This is a genomic window from Sphaerisporangium dianthi (assembly GCF_042654065.1).
GTDB classification, from domain to species: domain Bacteria; phylum Actinomycetota; class Actinomycetes; order Streptosporangiales; family Streptosporangiaceae; genus Sphaerisporangium; species Sphaerisporangium dianthi.
In genome coordinates this window covers 145303-165568 of record NZ_JBHSFP010000020.1, presented here as the reverse complement: position 1 = coordinate 165568, position 20266 = coordinate 145303, and the positions used below count along the sequence as shown (strand labels likewise).

At 72.6% G+C, this 20266-nt stretch carries 13 protein-coding genes and 2 pseudogenes; 3 read left to right on the top strand and 12 right to left on the bottom strand.

The features are described from left to right. Positions 1-1149: 1149 nt before the first annotated feature. The 5 genes and pseudogenes from ACFO60_RS25835 to ACFO60_RS25815 form a co-directional block, all read right to left on the bottom strand. Entirely contained in the window at positions 1150-1458 is a 309-nt protein-coding gene (locus ACFO60_RS25835; protein WP_380844385.1) for a Rieske (2Fe-2S) protein, read from the bottom strand. An 8-nt stretch (positions 1459-1466) separates the two neighbouring features. Further along, positions 1467-4049, bottom strand: coding sequence for a nitrite reductase large subunit NirB (gene nirB, locus ACFO60_RS25830; RefSeq protein ID WP_380844382.1), 2583 nt, complete (start codon positions 4047-4049; stop codon positions 1467-1469). Beyond that, positions 4049-6478, bottom strand: a complete 2430-nt coding sequence (locus ACFO60_RS25825) for a molybdopterin oxidoreductase family protein (RefSeq protein WP_465269887.1) — start codon at positions 6476-6478, stop codon at positions 4049-4051. Before ACFO60_RS25825 ends, nirB begins: the two co-directional genes overlap by 1 nt. A gap of 313 nt (positions 6479-6791) precedes the next feature. Further along, positions 6792-8249, bottom strand: a complete 1458-nt coding sequence (locus ACFO60_RS25820; RefSeq protein WP_380844379.1) for an arabinofuranosidase catalytic domain-containing protein — start codon at positions 8247-8249, stop codon at positions 6792-6794. Positions 8250-8757: 508 nt separating this feature from the next. Next, positions 8758-8862: pseudogene (locus ACFO60_RS25815) on the bottom strand (arsenate reductase/protein-tyrosine-phosphatase family protein); the annotation flags it as partial. Positions 8863-8917: 55 nt separating this feature from the next. On the opposite strand from ACFO60_RS25815, the gene ACFO60_RS25810 reads away from it, so the two are divergent. Beyond that, on the top strand, positions 8918-9232 hold the full coding sequence (locus ACFO60_RS25810) for an ArsR/SmtB family transcription factor (RefSeq protein WP_380844376.1): 315 nt from the start codon (positions 8918-8920) through the stop codon (positions 9230-9232). A gap of 20 nt (positions 9233-9252) precedes the next feature. Continuing rightward, positions 9253-9501, top strand: a pseudogene (locus ACFO60_RS25805) (arsenic resistance protein); the annotation flags it as partial. Positions 9502-9570: 69 nt separating this feature from the next. On the opposite strand, the gene ACFO60_RS25800 reads toward ACFO60_RS25805, so the two are convergent. Next, complete coding sequence (locus tag ACFO60_RS25800) at positions 9571-10785, bottom strand: MFS transporter (protein WP_380844374.1); 1215 nt, start codon at positions 10783-10785, stop codon at positions 9571-9573. A gap of 290 nt (positions 10786-11075) precedes the next feature. Between ACFO60_RS25800 and ACFO60_RS25795 the strand changes: the two genes are divergently transcribed. Next, entirely contained in the window at positions 11076-12371 is a 1296-nt protein-coding gene (locus ACFO60_RS25795; protein WP_380844372.1) for an MFS transporter, read from the top strand. Positions 12372-12470: 99 nt separating this feature from the next. Here ACFO60_RS25795 and ACFO60_RS25790 read toward each other — a convergent pair whose 3' ends face one another. The 6 genes from ACFO60_RS25790 to ACFO60_RS25765 all read right to left on the bottom strand — a co-directional run bounded on the left by ACFO60_RS25790 (position 12471) and on the right by ACFO60_RS25765 (position 20242). Beyond that, entirely contained in the window at positions 12471-12740 is a 270-nt protein-coding gene (locus tag ACFO60_RS25790) for a hypothetical protein (RefSeq protein ID WP_380844370.1), read from the bottom strand. Between the two features lie 81 nt (positions 12741-12821). Continuing rightward, on the bottom strand, positions 12822-13967 hold the full coding sequence (locus ACFO60_RS25785) for a thiopeptide maturation pyridine synthase (protein WP_380844368.1): 1146 nt from the start codon (positions 13965-13967) through the stop codon (positions 12822-12824). Beyond that, on the bottom strand, positions 13964-15064 hold the full coding sequence (locus ACFO60_RS25780; RefSeq protein ID WP_380844366.1) for a lantibiotic dehydratase C-terminal domain-containing protein: 1101 nt from the start codon (positions 15062-15064) through the stop codon (positions 13964-13966). Before ACFO60_RS25780 ends, ACFO60_RS25785 begins: the two co-directional genes overlap by 4 nt. Continuing rightward, on the bottom strand, positions 15061-17817 hold the full coding sequence (locus ACFO60_RS25775; protein WP_380844364.1) for a lantibiotic dehydratase: 2757 nt from the start codon (positions 17815-17817) through the stop codon (positions 15061-15063). The genes ACFO60_RS25780 and ACFO60_RS25775 overlap by 4 nt, the downstream gene beginning before the upstream one ends. 131 nt (positions 17818-17948) lie before the next feature. After that, entirely contained in the window at positions 17949-18128 is a 180-nt protein-coding gene (locus ACFO60_RS25770; protein ID WP_380844362.1) for a hypothetical protein, read from the bottom strand. A gap of 77 nt (positions 18129-18205) precedes the next feature. Then, positions 18206-20242, bottom strand: coding sequence for a SagB family peptide dehydrogenase (locus ACFO60_RS25765; RefSeq protein WP_380844360.1), 2037 nt, complete (start codon positions 20240-20242; stop codon positions 18206-18208). Positions 20243-20266: the final 24 nt, after the last annotated feature.

Below are 20266 nucleotides of genomic sequence, written 5' to 3'. Positions count from 1 at the left end.
ACGAGAAGAAGTAGCCGTTGTTGGTGCCGGTCTGGTTGGTGGTCACGGCCGCGTCGGCGGTGCCGGGCAGCATCATGACCGCGGCCGCCGCTATGACGCAGGCACGGCTGACGCGCCGCCAGATGCGACTGCGTCCGCGGCTCTTCGGGTGGGCGGGGGCATCGTTCATACGCGTGCTTCCTCCTGGTGAAGGCCGGCCGGGGGAGGCCGGGCAGCGCGGGACAACCCGGGGGCTGCCTGTGGCACAGGATGAGGTTCGCCGCGCGTCGGCGTCATTCAACGCGGCGGGGATCGCCGGTCGCGGTGCAGGCGACGACCGGAGGACCAGGTCGTGGCGGAGTGACCCGGATCGACGGTGATTGGGTTCGTCGATGGCGAAAGTGTGAATCCGCCTCCGTCGAGCTGTCAACAACTTTCTGAAATATATCGGAAACTTGATCTTGCTAGAGGTCTCGTGCGGGCGCATTTCGCCTGGTCGGTCTACGTGACCGGGCGATCGGGTCTGTGTTGAGTCGCGGAAAGCCCGCTGAATACGCAAAAGCCCAGGCTGGCGCTATTGAAACTTGGGATCTGTTGCCGAAAGTTTCAGAGTCGTCCGGGTCATGGTGTGCGGGGCGCGGCGGGCATGATCGCGGCCGTCCGGGCGCCTCGCCGATGAGAGCGAGTGATCGCCTCGACTCCGAAACGTTTCAACGGAGGTTCCCCGCGTCGTCGCACGTGAAGGGGCGCTTATCCGGTTAATGCGACCGAAAGCTTTCGCGCACTTTCTTGACACATTTCGCAACAATCCGCAAAATGGCTCACCAGGCAGGGCCGTGCTCGCTCCACCTGGGTGCCCAGCGACAGAATCGCAGCTCAACGCGGTTTCGCCGCTCCGTACGTCGACCGCCGCAACCGTACGTCCCGCCTTCTGCCCGATCGATGTTCCAGCGGAGGAACAGACATGATCGACAGCGTCGTTCCCCAGGGCCGCACCGGCAGGCGCCTTCCGGCGCCCGCGAGCGGCTCACCGCCGGCGCCGCCGGGATCCGGGGGCGAGCTCCGCCGTGGCGGCGAGCAACGCACGCCGGAAGCGCGCGGCGCCGCGACACGGGTCACGCGGGCCCCCGCGGATGTGCCGGAAGCCCGCCGGTATCGACCGCGCGCGTGTCATACCTCCAGGACGATCCGGCCGTCGTGGTCCACGACGACCGGGTAGACGGTGAGCGGTGGTTGTCCGGTGGCGGAGCATCCGGTGCCGAGGTCGAAGGTGTGCTGGTGCAGCGGGCAGACCACGACCCGCCGATCGACCAGCCCGTCGGCGAGCGGGCCGCCGGCGTGCGGGCACACGGCGGACACCGCGCGGACGCCGCCGTCGCGGAGCCGGAAGACGGCGATCATCAGGTCGCCCACGGCGTAGGCCCGGCCCTCGCCGATCGGGATCTCCTCAAGCGGCCCGAGCCGGTGCCGGGTCGTCACGCCGGCCATCACGCGTCCCGTTCCGGCGAGGACGAGAAGCCGGTCATCGCCGAGCCGTTCGCCGCCGAGCCGTTCCCCGCGGAGCCGTTCGCCGGCACCGCCGGTTCCGGGGTGCGGGCCGGGCCGGGCTCCCGCACCGGGATCCGCGCCGGTGCGATCAGCGGCAGCGACGCGCGGAACTGCCCGGGTGTCACCGGCGCGGCCCGTTCCCTCCACGGATCCCGGTACGCCGCCACGGACCTGGCCATCGCGGCGTCCAGTTCGGCGGCGATGCCGTCGGAGTCCTCCACGACGATGCGGCGGATGCGCTCGATGCCGACCCTCGGGACGAACGCGTACGTGCGCTCGAGCCAGCCGGCGTTCTCCCGGTAGTACTGGAGGAACCGGCCGGTCAGCGTGATGACCTCGTCGGCGGAGTCCACCGTGGCCAGCAGGTCGCCCTTGCGCACGTGCGCGCCGGCCGCGCCACCGACGTAGATCTCCCACCTGCCGCCGTCGATCGCCACCACGCCCAGGTCCTTGACGTAGGCCTCGGCGCAGTTGCGCGGGCACCCGGTGACCGCCAGCTTCATCTTGCCCGGGCCCTCGATGCCCTGGTAGCGCTCCTCGATGGCGATGCCGAGCGCGGTCGAGTCGCCCACCCCGAAGCGGCAGAATTCCGAGCCCACGCAGGTCTTCACCGTGCGGAAGCTCTTGCCGTACGCGTAGCCCGACGGCATGTCCAGGTCGGCCCAGATCTCCGGGAGGTTCTCCTTCGGGATGCCGAGCAGGTCGATGCGCTGGCCGCCGGTCAGCTTCACCATCGGCACGCCGTGCTTCTCGGCGACCTCGGCGATCCTGCGCAGCTGGGCCGGGGTGGTGACACCGCCCTTCATCTGCGGCACCACGGAGAACGTGCCGTCGCGCTGGATGTTGGCGTGCACCCGGTCGTTGATGAACCGGGCGTCGCGCTCGTCCACGTACTCGTCGTCCCACATCATCTTGAGCAGCGACGCCAGGCCCATCTTGCTCTTGGCGTCCTCCTCGCCGCCCGGCGCCAGCGTGGCGAACACCGCGGAGACCGACTTCAGCTCGTGCTCGCGGATGGCCCTCATCAGCTCGGGCTTGGGCATCGGCACACCGGGCACGTACCAGGAGGCCGCGGGATCCTCCTCGACCGCGCCTCCGGCGGCCCACTCGACGATCTGCGCGACCAGGCCCTTGCAGGTGCCGCAGCCCCTGCCGGCCCTGGTCTTGTCCATCACCCCGGTGACCGTCTTGCACCCGTCGCCGACACAGGCCGTGATCATGCCCTTGGTGACGCCGTTGCAGTTGCAGACCTGGGCGTCGTCGGCCAGCTCCGCGGCGCTCACCTCGGCGGACGGCGCGCCGAGGTCGAACAGCAGCTCCATCCGCTCCTCCGGCAGCGGCAGCCCGCGGTCGAACGCCTGCATCAGGAACGCGACCTTCCTGACGTCGCCGAGCAGGGTGGCGCCGACCAGCCGGCCGTCCCGGACGATGATGCTCTTGTAGACGCCCTTCTTCCGCTCGCTGAAGACCAGCGTCTCGTCGTCCTCGCGCTCGGGCTCCTTCACGCCCATCGCCGCGACGTCGACGCCGGCCACCTTGAGCTTCGTGGCGACCCGGGAGCCGTGGTAGGCGGCGTGCGGGTCCTTCCCCGTGATGTGGTCGGCGAGCACCCTGGCCTGGTCCCACAGCGGTGCGACCAGCCCGTACGTCTGGCCGCGGTGCTGCACGCACTCGCCGACGGCGTAGATGTCCGGCTCGTCCAGGCAGCGCATCTGGTCGTCGACGACGACGCCGCGCTCGACCACGAGCCCGCTGACCTCCGCGACCTCGGCGTTGGCGCGGATGCCCGCGGCGATCACCACCACGTCGCACGGGATCTGCCGGCGGTCGTCGAGCTTGATGCCGGTGACCGCGTGCTTGCCGAGGATCTCGGTGGTGCGCGCGCCGGTGACCACCTCGATGCCCAGCCGTTCGACGCTGCGCCGCAGGATCGCGCCGGCCTGCGGATCGAGCTGGGCGTTCATCAGATGCCCCGCGGCGTGCACCAGCGTCACATGGCCGATGTGGTTCTGCAGGCCGCGGGCGGCCTCCAGGCCGAGCAGGCCGCCGCCGATCACCACCGCGCGTTCGTGCTCACGGGTGTAACGCATCATGGCGCGGGTGTCGTCGAGGGTGCGGAACGCGAAGACGCCCTGGTGGAAGCCGCGGCCCGGCCGGCGGATCCCAGGGATCGGCGGGATGTACGCGCTGCTGCCGGTGGCGATGATCAGCTTGTCGTACGGCGTCGACGTGCCGTCGTCGGCGTAGACCCGCCTGGCGTACCTGTCGACGCGGGTGACCCGGCGGCCGGAGTGCAGGATGATGCCGTTGTCCGCGTACCAGGCCATGTCGTTGAGGAAGATCCCGGACTCGTCCTCGACGCCGGCCAGGACGTTGGACAGCATGATCCGGTTGTAGTTGCCGTACGGCTCGTCGCCGAACACCGTGATGACGAACCGGTCGCCGCCACCGCGGGCCAGGATCTCCTCGACGGTACGGGCCCCGGCCATCCCGTTGCCGACGACCACGAGTCTGCGCTTCATCAGACCTCCATCAGGCCCAGGTCGACCACGACCATCCCGGCCACCCCCGGCGGAGCGCAGAGGTAGAGTTCCACGGCCGTGCCGGAGTCCAGGTCCTCGACCACGCGCAGCGGGATGTGCACGTCGGACTTCGCGCCGATCGGGAACCAGCGCATCGGCTTGCCGTCGCGCATCAGCACCACGCAGATCAGTTCGTCGGTCGCGTTGCCGCCGCGGAAGTAGACCGCCTGGGTGGTGATCCCGGCCGGCACGACGTAGCTCAGCGCGCCGTCGACCGGCACCGGCTGGTCGAGTCCCTTGCCCTCGAAAGCGAACACGCCTTGCAGGAAGCGGGGTGTGGAGTGCACGTGACTGGTCCCTTCGTCGATGGGGGCGATGGCGACCGCGCACACCTTGAACGCGGGCATCTTGGAGTGCGGGTCCAGGGCCGGGTTGGTGAGCAGGTTGGCGCCGGTCCAGTGGAACGGGGCGAAGACGGTGTCGGGCCGGATGCCGGGAGTGAGCACGGCCCGGAACACCGCCCGGCCGCGGCGGGTGCGCAACTCCACCATGTCGCCGTCGGCGACGCCGTGCCGGCGTGCCAGGTCGGGGTGCATCTCGGCGCGCGGTTCCGGCAGGGCGTCGGCCAGGGCGCTCACCCGCCGGGTCTGGTTGCCGCTCTGGTACTGCTGCATGTTGCGGCCGGTGGTCAGCACGTACGGGTAGTCGTGGTCCGGCAGCTCGTCGGGGTCGCGGTGCTCGACGCGGACGAACCGGGCCCGGCCGTCGGGGGTGGGGAAACGGTCGGCGAACAGCCGCGGAGTACCGGGGTGGTCCACGGCGGGGCAGGGCCAGAACACGCCCTGCTCCGCCTCGATCCGCTCGTAGCTGATGCCCGCGTAGTCGGCGATCCCGCCCGCGCTGGCCCGCCGCAGCTCGTCGAAGACCGTGCGCGGATCGGTGCTGAAGTACCGCCCGCGGCCCAGCCGCTCGGCCAGCTCGGCCAGCATCGCGAGGTCGGTGCGGACCCCCGGCGGCGGCGGAAGGGCCCGTTTGCGGCGCAGCACGCGACCCTCCAGGTTGGTCATCGTGCCCTCCTCCTCGGCCCATTGCGCGGTCGGGAGCACGACGTCGGCCATGGCCGCGGTCTCGGAGAGGAAGATGTCCGAGACGACCAGCAGATCCAGGGCGTTCAGCCGCCCGGCGACCCGGTTGGCGTGCGGCGCGGAGATGACGATGTTGCTGGCCAGCACGAGCAGCACCCGCACGCCGCCGTCGGTGCCGAGACGGTCGAGCATCTCGTACGCGGACCGGCCCGGCCGTGGCAGCTCGTCCGGGTCGATGCCCCACACGGCGGCCACGTGCGCCCGCGCGGCCGGGTCGTCCAGCCGCCGGTAGCCGGGCAGCTGGTCCGCCTTCTGCCCGTGCTCGCGGCCGCCCTGCCCGTTGCCCTGCCCGGTGATCGTCCCGTACCCGGAGTACGGCCTCCCGGCCAGGCCCAGGGCCAGGGCCAGGTTCAGGTACGCCTGAGCGGTGTCGGTGCCGTTGCTGTGCTGCTCCGCGCCGCGCGCGGTGAGGATCATCGCCGGGCCGCCGGCGGCCAGCAGCCGGACCGTCTCGCGCAGGCTCGCCTCCGGCACCCCGGTCATCCGCTCCACCCGCTGCGGCCAGTACAGGTTGGTCGCCACGCGGACGCCCTCGAAGCCGGTGGTCCGGTCCCGGATGTAGGCGTCGTCGACCAGGCCCTCGCGGATCGCGATGTGCAGAAGGCCGTTGGCGAGCGCCAGGTCCGTGCCGGGCAGCGGTTGCAGGTGCAGGTACGCGCCGGCCGCGGTGGCCGTGGTCCGCGGGTCCACCACGATGTGCTTGGCGCCGGACGCCCGTCCGGCGTGCAGGTACTGCATGGACGGCGGCATGGTGTCCGCCGGGTTGGCTCCGGCCAGCAGCACGGTCCGGGCCTCGGCGATGTCCGCCAGCGGGAACGGCAGCCCGCGGTCCACCCCGAACGAGCGGTTCGCCGCGGTGGCCGCCGACGACATGCAGAACCGGCCGTTGTAGTCGATCGCCGACGACCGCAACGCGACCCGGACGAACTTGCCGAGCGTGTACGCCTTCTCGTTGGTCAGCCCGCCGCCGCCGAACGCGCCGACGCTGTCGGGGCCGAACCGCTGCTGCGTGGCCTTGATCGTGTCGGCGACCAGCGTGAGCGCCTCGTCCCAGCCGGCCTCCCGCAGCGGGCTGGCACGGTCGCCGGGCACCTCGCGGACCAGCGGGGTGAGCAGCCGGTCACGGTGGCCGAGCAGTTCGGCGGCGGTCCAGCCCTTGGCGCACAGTCCGCCCCGGTTGACCGGGAAGTCGGTCGGACTCAAGCGGACCGGCGTCTCGTCCACGGTCAGCGCGATCCCGCACTGCAGAGCGCAGTAGGGGCAATGCGTTTCGGTGGCCCGCATGTCGCGCATGCTCGCAGCGCGTTGTTACCCGGTGACTCCAGCGAAATGTCGGCAAGGTTGACAACTCGTACACCGCCTGGCAGGCGGATGTGAAGTCGCGGCGACGAACGTGGAGGAGGGGCGGCGCACGACCGCGGGCGGCGCCGTCGCCGGTGCCGCCCGCCTCGGAAGTCGCGCGTCTTCGATCAGCCCCCGCCCCCGCCCTCGCCGTCCTCGCCGGCCGGTCATGGCCGTCGCGTGCCGGCCATGGCGGGCCCCGCATCCTGCGGCCCGGCGAGCTCGGGCGTCGCCCTGCCCGCCGGGCCGGGACGGGTCAGCTGCGCAGGCTCCATCGCTGGTTGGCCTGGCCGTTGCAGGACCAGAGGATGAGCTTGGTGCCGTTGGCCGTGCCGGCGGCGTTGGCGTCCAGGCACCGTCCGGACTGCACGCCGGTGATGGTGCCGTTGGAGTTGACGTTCCACTGCTGGTTGGTGCCGCCGTTGCAGTCCCAGATGATCACCTGGGTGCCGTTCGCGGTGCCCTGCCCGCTGGCGTCCAGGCACTTGTTGCCGTACACCTGCAGCTGCTTGCCGGAGGTGGAGGTCCACCGCTGGTTGGCGCCGCTGCCGCAGTCCCAGATCTGCACCTGGGTGCCGTTGGTGGTGCTGCTGTTCGGCACCTCGACGCACCGGTTGGACTGGCCGCCCACGATCTGGGAGCCCTGCTGCGGGGTGCCGCCCGACGGCGCGTAGCCTGCCGCGGTGATGTTGGCCTGGACGGCGTTCTCGGTGTCGGCCGTCGGGTAGCCGGAGGTCATCACGCCCTCGAAGAAGGTGCCGCGGCCGGAGACGCTGTTGTCGCCGCCGATGCCGAGCAGGATGGCGCCCTCCTTCTTCATCGGGTTGTAGCCGTTGGGGCGCCGTCCGTCGAAGTAGTTCGTCAGGCCGCCCGACTGCGCGTTCCCGCCCCGGATCGCCCAGTGGTTGGGCTCACCCTTGACCATGGCGGTGACGAAACGGTGGTTGATCGACGGGAGGGTGTTGTGGCCCGCGTTCACCCCGGAGAACAGTCCCCACTCCAGGTCGGCCATGATCCAGGGGCCGGCTCCGTCCCCGTAGCCCCACTGCTTGTTGGCGCCGAAGTAGACGGTCTCCATGATGGCGGGGGCGTCGGCCTGGCCATCGGTCTGCGCGTTGCCGTAGTCGAAGCAGCACCACTGGTTGTAGTGCGTGCCGTCCACGACGGCGTAGATCCCCTCGGGCTGGTCGCCCTTGGCCACGCCGTTGGTGTTGTTGTTGCGGTAGCCGGTACCGGGTTCCACGCGGACGCCGTAGGCCTTCTGGCCGCCGATGGTGATCGGCGCCGCGGTCGCGTTCGCGAGGTTGTCCCATCCGCCCGCGGCGGGGCCCTTCCAGTAGCCGGGGGGCGCCTGGGTGAGATGGTTGCCCCGGCCGGACTGGTCGTAGATGATGCTGATCAGGCAGGTGGTGCCGGCACAGAACGAGTCCTGCGCGGCGGCGTTGACCACTCCGCCCTCGCTCAGCAGCCCGATGTCGCGGGTGGTGTTGTCCGATGAGCGGCGCACCTGGTACAGCGAGCCGTTGTACGCCCCGTACAGCGCCCGGGTCGTGCTGTGCGCCGCCACACATGGCGTGCCGCCCGCGGCGTAGATGTCACACGACTGCGATCCCGCGGCCTGCGCGGCGCCGGCGCCGGAGCCGACCAGGCCGGCAGCGGCGATCAACGCGCTCGCACCGACCGCGAGCGCCTTTCTCAGCTTTCCAAGGGGCATGACGCTCCGCCTTTCGATCGTCATCACGCGAAGCCGGTCACCGGTTCGGTGGGACAGGTTTGTCCGTATTCGAGGTCCGCAGGACGAGTCAGATCGAATCGATTGGTTGTTAGCGATAACATCGTCGCTGCGCTCTGACCGTCGAAATTATTTCGTGGATGGTGGTCTGGCGGAGCAAACACGACGTGAGGAACCTTCGTCAAGGCTCGGGCGCGTCGCCCGTCCGGCGGCGTCCGCGTACCGATCCGGTCCGATCTGCCGTTATTCAACGGAAGATCGCACTCTCGCGGATGCGACGCTGTGAAAGTTTCAATCGGTGATGGCGGCCCTCGTGATGTCGGGCCGGCGTCATCCTCCCTTCCCTTTGGACGGCCGTCCAGAGCGCGTGGTCCAGGTGCGCGGCGGCGAAATCGAAACGATTCGACCAGCTCTCTCCTCGGCGAAGCCGGGAGTGAGCGCCGTCCGCCGGAGGCGGTCGGCGTCAGCCGGTGAGTTCGGTGATCGGCTTCTCGACGCGATCGCCCGCGAGATGGCGCAGGAACCCGGCCGCCATCTGGGAGCGTCCGGCATTGTGCACGCAGACGAACAGGACACTGGGCTTGCTGGTGGTCACATCAAGATCCTTTCGTGGGCGGCTTCGGCGTCGACTGATGTGAGAGTATCAGTGCATGCTGATGTCAGTAGATGCTGATCTGATCAGAGCGCTGGCCGACCCGCTCAGGCTGCGGATCGTGACCCTGCTCGCCCGCGAGACGCTGTGCACCACGCACCTGGTCGAGGAGACCGGGGCGCGCCAGACCAACCTTTCCAACCACCTGAGGGTGCTGCGCGACGCGGGCGTCGTCGACACCGAGCCCTGCGGGCGCTTCACGTACTACCGGCTCAGGCCCGAGATCTTCGCCGCCCTCGCCGACCGGTTCGGCGAGCTGGCCGAGACCGCCCGCGCCACCGCCGCCGCCGATGTCAAAAGGGCCTGCCCGTGACCACCGGACGGACGAGCGGCCTGCCGGGCGGCGACGCCGCCGGCGTCGCCGGCAAGCTCTCCACCCTCGATCGCTTCCTGGCGGCGTGGATCATCGTCGCGATGGCGCTGGGCCTCGGGCTCGGCCGGCTGATCCCCGGTCTGAACGACGTGTTGTCCAGAGTGGAGATCGGAGGGATCTCCCTGCCCATCGCGGCCGGCCTGTTGGTCATGATGTACCCGGTGCCGGCCAAGGTCCGCTACGACAGACTCGACGCCGTGACCGGTGACACTGCTGGCAGGCTTCCTCACCCGCCGCATCGGGTTCACCGGACGGCCGGGCCGGATCATGGCGGTGGTTCACCGGACGGCCGGGCCGCGTCGTTCGCCGACCAGCAGCATCGAGCCGACGGTGATGAGCATCCCGACCACGATGACCGGCACGAGGGCCTGGTAGCCGAACCCGCCGGCCACCAGGCCGAACAGCGGCGGGCCGAGCAGCGCGCCGATGCTGCCCGCCTGGGCGATCACGCCGTTGCCGACATCGGCGTGATCCAGGTGCTCCAGCACCAGAGGGAGGGTCGCGATGGCGAGGGCGCCCAGCAAGCCGTTCACGACGGAGATGACGCCGGCGCCGGCCAGCGCGAGGACCGGCGAGCCCTCACCGCCGTAGGTGAGCCAGGCGGCCGGCAGAGCGAGGAGCCCGGACAGCGTCAGGACGCGAGCCGGCGTGCCCCGGCGGAGCAGCAGGCCGACGGACAGCCCCCCGAGCACGCCGATCAGCGAGATCACCGAGGTCATGGCGCCCGCGGCGGCGGCCGAGCGTCCGTACTGCTCGATCAGGAGCGTGGGCAGCAGCACGACCACCGGCATGGTCACCAGCACGTTCACGGAGAACGCCCCGGCCAGCGCCGTCGGCCGCCTCAGTGCCCGCACCCCGGGGACGGGCCCGGCCGCCGCCGATCCCACCGGCCCGCGTGGGAGGAACGCCCAGACGACCGGCGCCATCAGTAACGTCAGCCCGGCGACCAGCACGACCCAGCCGCGCCAGCCCAGAGCGGAGCCGAGCGCGCCGCCGGCGAGCGTGCCTGCCCCGATGCCCACCGGCACGAACGTGGCCCAGATCGACAGGGCGACGCCGCGGTCCCGTTCGTGGGCGAGACGGAGGATCAGCGCCGGGCAGGAGATGGTGACCAGGAGATATCCGGCGCCTTCGATGCCACGGGCGGTGAGCAGCCAGGCGAAGTCGCGCGCCGTCACACTCGCCAGGCTCGCCGCCGCGATCAGTGCCAGGCCGGAGATCAGTGCTCTCTCCACGCCCAAGCGGCGGATCAGGTACCCGGCGGGCAGGCCGGCGACGGCTCCCACACCGACGACCGCCGAGATCACCCAGCCCAATTGCGACAGTGACAGCCCGAGCTGCGCCGCCACCGCCGGCCCGACCGAGGCGAACTTGGCGAAACTCATCGCCGCGACGACTCCGCCGAGGTAGACGAGGGCGATCGCCGCCCACTGCGTGCGCGGCCGGTCTTCCTCGCTCGGAGCCGGTGCGCTCGTCGTCGGCCGGGGGGTCATGGGCGCTCCTTTTTCGTCGTCCGGGTCGCGGTCAAGGGAACCGACGAATTCGTGGATGACGGGGTCGGCGACCTTGCCCGCTCCCGAAGGATATGGCCGATCTGCCTGCCCTGCCGTGCGGTGCGATCAGGACCGCGCGGGCCGCGTGTCGCACCCCGGTTCCCTTGATCCAGGCATCCGAATAGATCCATCCAGCATGTGACTATTGGCACATACATCGACATAGCGGAATCGTTGCAGGTCAGCGCCAGTTCGTCCCTGCGTAAAACCCCTTATGGAAGGACGAGACGGTGGCTTTGCCCGTCGCGGCGCTGCGCTCCTTGCGGCACCGCAACTACCGGCTGTGGGCCGTCGCGGACTTCGTCTCCGTCGCCGGCACGTGGGCTCAGGTCCTCGGCGTGAACTGGCTGATCCTCACGATCACCGGGTCGGCGACCAGCGTCGGCGTCAGCCTCGTCCTGCAGGCGCTGCCGACGCTGCTGCTCGGTCTCTGGGGCGGATCCCTCGCCGACCGGCTCCCCTCCAGACCGGTCGTGCTCGCCGCCCAGGCCGCGCAGGCGGCCCTCGCCGCGACCCTGGCTCTGATCACGACGGGCGGGCTTCCGCCGATGGCCGCCGTCTACGGCATCATGGTCGCCTCCGGCCTGGTCAACGCGGTGACCGCGCCCACGCTCGGCCGGTTCGGCGGGGAGGTCGTGCCGCCGGAGGACCTTCCCAACGCCATGGCCCTCGGGTCGGTCATCAGCTCCGGCGCCCGCATCCTCGGGATGAGCCTCGCCGGGGCGTTCCTGCCGCTGACCGGTGTGAGGGGCCTGTTCCTGTTCAACACCCTGAGCTTCTTCGCCGTGATCGCCGCCGTGCTCGGCATGAACCGCGGTGAGCTGCACGTCCTGGAGCGCGCCGAGGGATCCACCGATCTCGGTGTGCGAGGGAGCGTCCGGTACGTGCTGCGAACCCCCTGGCTGCTGGTGCTGCTCGCGCTCGCCTTCGTCCTCGGCAGCCTGGGCCGCAACTACCAGGTGACCATGGCCGCGATGAGCGCGGGCCCGCTGCGGGCGGGAGCGTCAGGCTACGGCCTGCTCTCCACGGTCTTCGCCGTCGGCACCGTCTCCGGCGGGATCGCGGTGGCGTCCCGGCACAGGCTCAGCGTGCGCCTGCTGCTCGGGGCGGCGATGCTGGCGAGCGTCACCCAGATGGCCAGCGGCCTGATGCCCGGTCTCATGTCCTTCGCCGCCCTGATGCTGCCGATCGCCGCGAGCGCCATCGTCCTCGACACCGCCGTCGCGGCGCGGGCCCAGCTCGACAGCCCCGACCACATGCGCGGCCGGGTCATCGCGGTGCTCGGTGTGGTGTCCGCGGCCTCGGGGGCGCTGGGCGGCCCGCTGCTCGGCCTGATGAGCGACACGCTGGGACCGCGCGCCGCCCTCCAGCTCGCCGGGCTGGCGACCGTCGCTGCCACGGCGCTGGCCGCCGTCGCGTTCGCCCGTCTGTCCGGCGTGCGGTCGGCGGCCGCCGTTCTCGAACGGCTCCGGCCGCGCCCCGCCGAGATCGCCGTCCCCGAGTTGGCCGGCCAGCGGGCGTCCTGACCGCGAGATCCGCCTGACGGCGTCGCCGGCCGCCTCGCCGCCACGGACATGGCCGGGGGCGCGATACGCCGCCCGCCAGGCGTGTCGACAGACGCCGGGTCACAGCCGGCGGTAGAGGAGAAGAGTGCTCGCGGCGATGAAGCAGGCCGCGGCGACGACGGTCATCACCCAGCCGTACCCGGCCGCCTGGGCGAGCGCGATCGCGCCGAGCGGGGCGGCGGCCCTGGCGGTGATGGAGAAAGAGGCGACGCGTCCGGCGATGGTGGCGTAGGCGACGGTGCCGTACCGGGCGGCGAGCAGTTGCGGCAGGCTGATGGTGTCGACGCCGAAGCCGAGCCCGAACAGCAGCACGCACCCGACCGCTCCCACCGCACTGCGGCCCACCTGGTTTGCAGGCGGTCGGCCCGACACATAGACGGGTGCACGGCTGGTGTGTCGTGCCGGCGGCGGTCAGGGCCGGGGACGTGGTTCGCTGACGGTGGCGAATCTGCGGAGAGCGTCGATGGCGGACACGCCGTAGACGTCCTCCACGGCGTCGGCCAGCAGGTGGCACATCCGGAGCCTGTCGAGCGGCGTCAGGCCCATCCGGGTGAGGTGCAGGTAGGTGTAGTTGAGCAGCACCCGGTAGCGCAGGAAGCCGGGGTCGGCGAAGACCGCCTCGTGGTAGGCCGGGCTGTCGAAGATCAGGCGCTGCAGTTCGTTCGGCTCCCGCTGCGGCACCGGCAGGTCGCCGAGCCGGGCCTCGAACGCCTCGCCCGGCCTGGTCATCGGCTGGGGCAGCCGTCCCTCGTCCATCAGCGTGCCCGCCCGTACGCGGTACCGCTCCAGCAGCGCGGCCCACTCCCGCACGAACGGGACGGGCGGGGCGGCCGGGTCGTCCAGCGCGGCGATGACTGCGCGGACGCGCCCCGTCAGTGCGTCGCGCCGCTCGCGGAAGTCGCGTTCGAAGGCGGACCTGGTCGCCTCGGGATCGGCGGCCCAGGTGATGAACCCCTCCGCGTGCATGCGGTACGACAGGTAGCTGCGGGAGATGGGGTGCGAGGTGTGCGCGACGGTCAGCATCAGGCTCAACGCCACGCCGAGCCGGCCGTCCTCGCCCGCGCGCACGTGGTCGAGCATGGCGAACAGCAGCGGCGTGCTGTCGGCGTAGAACTCGGCGAGCAGCTCCACCGCCTCGTCGCTGCCGAGGACGTGCCGCCGCGAGTCGTAGGGCGCGTCGCGGATGGAGTTGTCCGGCGGCCACGGCGTGAGCGGGCCGTTCTCCTGCTCGCGTACGGCGAGCAGGCGGTGCCGGGTCAGGCTCTCGGCAGGGTCGAGCACGGTCGTGGAGGGGTGCTCGCGCAGGTAGGCGCCGACGACCTCCTCGATGCGCGGGCGCACGACCTCCCGCCAGGCCTCCGGCGCGGCCTTGACGTTGATCCGCAGGTGCGGGCCCTGCCTCCAGTGGCGCAGCACGTACGCCGCCTCCACCCGGCCGCGCAGCTCGTCGAGCAGCGGCCGTACGGCGTCCAGCAGCAGGCCGTCCTTGTCGGGGGCGTGGTAGTGGACGTGCACGCAGTGCCAGGTCGGGGCGTCGTTCGCGGGCGAGCCGGTCACGGGGACCACCTCCGGGAGTCGGTGAGGCCGGCGAGGGCGGTCATGGTGCGGGCGACCAGGAAGGACACCTGGTGCTCCGTCCCGGCGCGCAGGCCGAGCCGGTTGTGAAGCAGGTGGGCGCACCGCAGCAGGATCAGCGGGACCGTGCGGCGCTCCGGCGGCGCCGCCACGGCCAGGAAGGCGTGCGGGGAGCCGGAGTCGGCCGGCGCGCACCTGCCCGCGGCGTGCAGCGCGCCGAGCTCGTCGCGCAGGGCGCGAATCGAGGACGCCCACGTGCCGAGCAGGCCGCCGCCGGGCTCCGCCGGTTCCCACAGCTTGCGCGTCTGGGCGAGCAGGGCGTCCCTGCGGCCGAGCCAGTCGTCCTCGGCGCCCAGGATCTCCGGCCGGGCGCCCGCCTCCTGGGCGGCCGCGGCGAATCTGCGCGCCGCGGCGGGCAGGTCGGGCTCGCAGGCGGCGAGCGCGATGGTGAGCGCGGCGAGTCCGATGGCGGCGCGCCGCTCCATCCCCACTCCGGCGTCCAGCACGTCGAGGGCGAGCGCGCTGGACACCGTGAAGTGCCGCTCGGCGGCGGCGACGCAGGCCGCGTCGCCGTAGGCCGCGTGCTCCGGCCGGTAGGCGATGAACTCCACCGCGTCGGTGCGGTGCAGCCGCTCGTCGTACCGTTCGCGCCGCTCGCCCCTGGCGACGGTCGCGGCGAAGGCGCGGTAGGCCTCCAGGTCGACCGGAGGAGAGGGGTGCGCGGCGAAGTGGGCCGCGGCACGATCGCGTACCTGGTCACGGACGTGCGCGGCCCGCGAAGAGTCGGGGACCCACAGGCGTAGCCGCACGTGCTGGCCGCCCTCCCAGTAGCGCAGGAAGAAGTGGCGGCTCACCGTCCCGTCCGCGGTCGCCTCCCGCACCAGCGGTGCCACGACCCCGGTGATCAGGGCGTCGAGGTCGCCGAAGTGGAACAGGTGCGCGCTCACCCACAGGCCGCCGATCCCGCCCTTCGCGCCGGTTCGCGTCGCGGTCATGGGCCGGGTGGTCTCCTTCGCGCCGGTCCGCGTCGCCGTCATGGGCCGGGTGGTCTCCGCCGTGCCCGGCGGCTTCGCGGTCATCGGCCCGGTCCCTCGGAGAGCTGGACGACGTACTCGGTGACCCGTCTCCCGGAGCCGTAGAGCGGAGCCCCTGCCGGGTCGGGCAGGGCCTCCTCCAGCACCAGCAGCGCCCTGGGGTCGCGCAGCGCGCGCAGGAACCCGGTCAGCAGCAGCATGTCGGTCACGTCGACGTACATGGGCTTGCGGTCCTTGCTCAGCAGCCCCACCATGAGGCCGTCGCCGAGGCCGACCACCCGCGCGAAGAACCGGCGCGGGACGCCGTGCAGATCCAGCCACGCGGCCAGCCGCGGCAGGTAGGCCGCCTCGCCCTCGCCCTTGGCGGGCGCGGGGAAGTCGCCGGCGCGCAGCCGCCACGCAGCCCGGCCGAGCGTCACCCGCCCGACGTCCATCCGGGGCCAGCGTTCCACTTCGCCTTCGGGGGGCACCTCGCCCCGGGTACGGAACACCCAGCCGGGCACCATCGCCACGGACGGCTCGCCGAACGCCCGCACGAGGAACTGCAACCACGGCGGCAGCCAATGCTGTGCGGTCATCCCCAGGTGGACCGGCCGCACCGCGCGGCCCTCGCCGTCGAGCAGCGCGAGCCGGTCCCGCCCGGCGTCGTAGACGATCGTCAGCTCGGCGGGCGAAAGGGCCGGCAGGCCCGCGTCCCCGGCGGTGAAGGGGTGATCCAGGGCGAGGTCGGCCGTGGCGGCGCGCACGTTGAGCCCGCCGCCCACCAGCCCCCGGCACTCGGCCACCAGCACGTCGCTTTGCGGGGCCCGCATCTCCGCGGCGGGCGGGACCTCCCCGCCGGCCAGCGCGACCAGCCGGTGCAGCCGCGACAGCCCTCGGCCGTACCCGGCGGAGACCGAGTTGACGACGGCGCGCACGCCGTCCGGGCCGCGGGATACGGGCTGCAGGTAGCAGCAGACCGACCCGGGCGGCCGGACGAAGCGCGGCCACGAGGCGGCGAAGGCGGCCAGACGGCCGGCCGTGACGTCGACCACGGCCTCCCGCGCCGAGGGGCCGGCCCCGGCGAGGTCCCAGAAGCTCCGTCGCAGCTCGGAGAGCTCGCGCAGGCCCGGCGGGGCGTCCTCGCCCGGCACCGCGCGCGGGACGGCCACGGGGTTGCGCAGCATCTCGCGCAGCAGCGCGCCGCCCGTCCCCGGGGCCGCCGCGTGCACCTCGCGGTAGAGGTCGAGGGCCGGGATCCCGCCGCCGGCGCCGTGCCGGCCGAGGAAGAAGGCGGTGGCGGCGACCTTGACGGGCAGGTCGGGGTCGAACAGGCCGAGCAGGCGGCGTACGGCGTCCAGGTCGTCGCACACGCCGCGCCAGGCCGCCGCGTCCAGTCGTCCCGCGACGCCGGGGATGACGGCGCTGTGCCAGAGCAGGTTCTTGTCAGGCAGGGACGGCCCGCCCGGCCCGGCCGGCAGCACCTCCTCCAGAGCCTCGCGGACCACGGCGGCGACATCGGCGGAACGTGGCGTCATCACGTCCGCACGGTCGGGGGGAGGTGCCGCAGGATGAGCCGCGGGCGATTCCCCACCCTGCCCAGTGTGCGGAACGTCGAGGTGCCCAGGGTGCGGTGCGTCCGGGTTCCTGGGGTGCGGTGGGGTGGGTGGTGACGTGGGGTGGCCGGCGATCGTTCGCAGCGCCTCGGAGACCCGGCCCACGGCCGCCGCGTACGGCGACGGGCCGCCCTCGGCGAGCCAGGACGCCAGCAGGCCCACCGGGTCCGCCGACTGCTCGTCGTACGGCGGGACCAGCTCCAGCAGTCCCGCGTCGACCAGCGGCTCGATGCCGGGGGCATCGGCGATCATGGGGAAGGGGTGTTCGCGCACCCAGTCGAGGGCCTGCCGGACGCCGTGGCTCGCGGCCACGCTGGACAGCGGCTCGGTGGGGCCGGGGCCGAGGAACCAGACCCGGCCGCCGTCGTCGGCCGCGGAGGGGTTGACCCGCAGCCGCGCGCGCCCGCGCACGGGCGGGTACAGGGTGAGCGCCGACCACAGCGGGCGCAGGACCGCCCGGTCGAGCTCGGCGACCTCGTGCCAGAGCGGCTCGCCGCAGGTGCGCACGGCGGGCCCGTCGGCCGCCCACCGGCCGAGCCCGCTGAAGGTGAACGTGGCGTACGGGCTGGTCTTGACGGTCGCCCTCGCGAGGTACCTCGCCAGCCGCAGCAGCTCCTGCCGGTCCGGCGGGCGGTCCGCCGGCCCGGCGAGCCAGGCGTCGAGGCGGGCGGCCAGCACCGGGCTGCCCTGGGAGAGCCCGCGCCGGAAGCCGTCGTCGGCGACCGCCTCGCGCAGCAGCGCGACCTTCTCCCGCGACTCCTCCGCCAGTACGGCGGGCAACGCGGCCCGCAGCGCGTCCGCGTGGTCTCTGCGTTCGGTCCACTCTTCGATCCGCGCGGCGAGCTCCTGCGGGAGCGTGGCCAGCACCTCGGCCGAGGCGGCCCGGCCGGACGGGCGGCGCCCGGAGTACACCGCGCGCCGCAGCGCGACCAGCCCGGCCTTGAGCGGGCCGCCCGCCGCGCCGCCGATCACCTCGTGCAACGGGCCGGACAGCTCGGCGCCCTCCCGGATCAGCCACGCCGAGACGTCCGCGAGCCGGTCCACGAGCTCCCATGTGCGGGTGCAGCGCATCCGGTCCAGCCCCGCGAAGGGCAGGCCCGCGACGCGGACCGCGAAGACCGGCGACACGGCATAATCTCGACTGGCGAGCCGTACCGGGTCGCCGCCCCCGGTGGCGGGGGCGGGCTGCGCTACGTGAGTCAACGAAAACGCGCTCCTCGTGTGGTTCGCCGGGGGGCCGAGGGCGCCCGTGGAGTGGGCGCCCTCGGCCCTGCTCATCTCACCGGCGGGCCCGTGGGCTCACCGGTCATGACCGCCGTCAGCGGCCGTAGCCCCTACGCCTCGGGGGCCCAGCAGCTGGTGGCCGACAGGTAGGACGAGCAGTAGCCGGTGTAGGAGGAAGCGCCGGTCTCGATGGTGCCGTGCCCCTCCGCGACGATGGAGTCCGCGGCCAGCACGTCGATGGAGTCGACTTCCAGACCGCGCAGGTCGAGCTTGAGGCCGTCGTTGTTCATGTGATTCTCCTTCTGAGAATGGTCTTTCGTGTTCTTGCTCGGGCGCCGGCCGTGATCCATGTGGTCACGGCGTCATGTCACGGGTTGGGCCTCACCTCCTCGCGCGGGTCGTGCGGGATGTGGCGGGCCAGGAGCGGCCCGCCGGTCAGGGGCGTGCCCATCGCAAGAAAGGACAGGCTCCGCAGCTGGGTTCCGGCGATCCCGAGCACCTCGTCGGTGGTGTCGTTGGCGCCGTCGGAGTGGATGCGCGCGGCTAGGCCGAGCGCGGCCGCCGCCAGCGCCGCCCGCTGGACGACCAGGCCCGCCTCGATCTGCTGCAGGCGGTACCAGCGGTCGCCGAACAGGCCGACGCCCGCCAGCGGGTCGCCCACCGGGACGAGCACGGCGGCGGCCCCGCGCAGCGCGATCTTCGTATTGGCCAGCAGGCGACCGGTGGCCACGGCGGCGATCCGCTCCGCCGGGGCGACCTCGCGCAGCACCCGTCGCTCGGGGTCGTACCAGTAGCCGCCGCGTGGCAGCCCGTCCACCCGCAGGGCCAGCAGGCACAGGGCGGTCGCCGCGAGTCCATCACCGGCCCCTGGCAGGTCGGCGGGGTAGCCGCCGCCGGCGGCCGACAAGATCGCGCCGAGCGCGCCCACCGGGAGGGGGACCGGCCGGTACCCCGCCTGCGGGGACGCGCGGCGCGGCACTCCGGCCGCCAGGCGCACGGCGGGAACCGGCTCCGGGACGGGGACGACGGCTCCCGGACCCGCCGGGGGATCGGGCCGCAGCCGGACCGGGCGGGCGGACGCGGTGGACGCGGTGGGTGCGGCGGGTGCGGCGGTGCTGGAGGTACCGGCGCGGTGAAGGCCGGCGGCGGGGCCGTCGGGCATCGGCCGAGGGAGCGGCGCGCTCTCCCTGGCCGCCGGCCCCACGAGCCCCGAACCGTCCATCCCGGACGAAAGCCCCGAACCATTGCCCGAGGGCGAGAGTGATGAGCCGTCGCCCGGAGCCGAGAGCGGCGAGCCGTCCAGCCTGGGCGGATGCGGCGAGCCATCCCCTGGAGGTGAGAGCGGAGAGTCGTCTTCCGGGGACGAGAGCGGCGAGCCGTCGCTGGGTGAAGGTGTCGAGCTCTCGTCCGGGGACGGGAGGGAGAGGCCGTCCCCCGGGGACGACGGGAGGGGGAAGGCGTCCCCGGGGGAGGCGGGCGGCGAGCCGTCCGGGGCCGAGGTGGGCCCGAGCGGTGTGTTCGGCTCGCCTGTGAGGTGAGACGAGAGGGAAGGCGCGGTGTTACGGGCGAAGCCGTCCGGGACCGTGGCGTTCCAGCCGTCCGAGGTCGTGGCGTGCCGGTTGTCCGGGGTCGTGGCGTGCCGGTTGTCCGGAGTTATGGTGTGCCGGTTGTCCGGGGTTGCGGGGTGGGGAAGGGTGAGGGTGAGCACGGCCAGCGCGGCCTCCCGCGCGCCGTCGAGCCCGAGCAGGCGGTCGACGTCCCCGTCCGGGAAGCGCAGGCGGGCGCGGGCGGTCAGGCCCAGCCGCCCGGCGACGGCCATCGCCTGGGCGAGCAGAACGCCCGTCTCCTGGCAGATCAGGCGATAGCCGAAGTCGCCGTACTTGAACATCGACCGCCAGAACACCGCGGACAGCACGATCGTGACGTCCGGCGCCGCCGGGTCGGCGAGCAGGCCGGTCAGCGCCGGGATGTGGTCCCCCTGACGCACGCGTTCCAGCGCGTGGTGCACCGGGTCGTAGTGGTACAGGGCGGCGGGCAGGCCGGGCACGCGCGGCTCCCCGGCCGCGACGTACGCCTCGATGGGGTAGAGCCCGCCCCCCGAGGGTGCGGGACGGCCGAGGAGAAGGACGGGGGGCCCGCCCAGCGGGCCGCCGAGATCGTCCAGCTGGTGGAACCACATGAGCCTGGCCACGCCGAGCAGCTCCCGCAGGAGCTCGCCGACCAGGTCCAGGGCCGTGCCCCCCTGGGCGCCCCAGGGCAGGACGGCGCGCTCGGCGTCCGGATACCGCTTGTGCCGGGTCGGGACCCCCTCCCGGTCGATGGACAGCGGGCCCCGGTTCCGCATCGCGGCCAGGTAGAGGCGGGTGGCGTCGCCGGGTGCGCTCGTCGCCGTTGTGCCGTCCATCCGGTCTGCCTCACTTCCTTCGCT

Excerpts from the sequence above, each read along its gene's own strand:
- nirB (WP_380844382.1), bottom strand. The coding sequence starts at position 4,049 with ATGAAGCGCAGACTCGTGGTCGTCGGCAACGGGATGGCCGGGGCCCGT.
- ACFO60_RS25825 (WP_465269887.1), bottom strand. The coding sequence starts at position 6,478 with ATGCGGGCCACCGAAACGCATTGCCCCTACTGCGCTCTGCAGTGCGGG.
- ACFO60_RS25820 (WP_380844379.1), bottom strand. The coding sequence starts at position 8,249 with ATGCCCCTTGGAAAGCTGAGAAAGGCGCTCGCGGTCGGTGCGAGCGCG.
- ACFO60_RS25810 (WP_380844376.1), top strand. The coding sequence starts at position 8,918 with ATGCTGATGTCAGTAGATGCTGATCTGATCAGAGCGCTGGCCGACCCG.
- ACFO60_RS25800 (WP_380844374.1), bottom strand. The coding sequence starts at position 10,785 with ATGACCCCCCGGCCGACGACGAGCGCACCGGCTCCGAGCGAGGAAGAC.
- ACFO60_RS25780 (WP_380844366.1), bottom strand. The coding sequence starts at position 15,064 with ATGACCGCGAAGCCGCCGGGCACGGCGGAGACCACCCGGCCCATGACG.
- ACFO60_RS25770 (WP_380844362.1), bottom strand. The coding sequence starts at position 18,128 with ATGAACAACGACGGCCTCAAGCTCGACCTGCGCGGTCTGGAAGTCGAC.
- ACFO60_RS25765 (WP_380844360.1), bottom strand. The coding sequence starts at position 20,242 with ATGGACGGCACAACGGCGACGAGCGCACCCGGCGACGCCACCCGCCTC.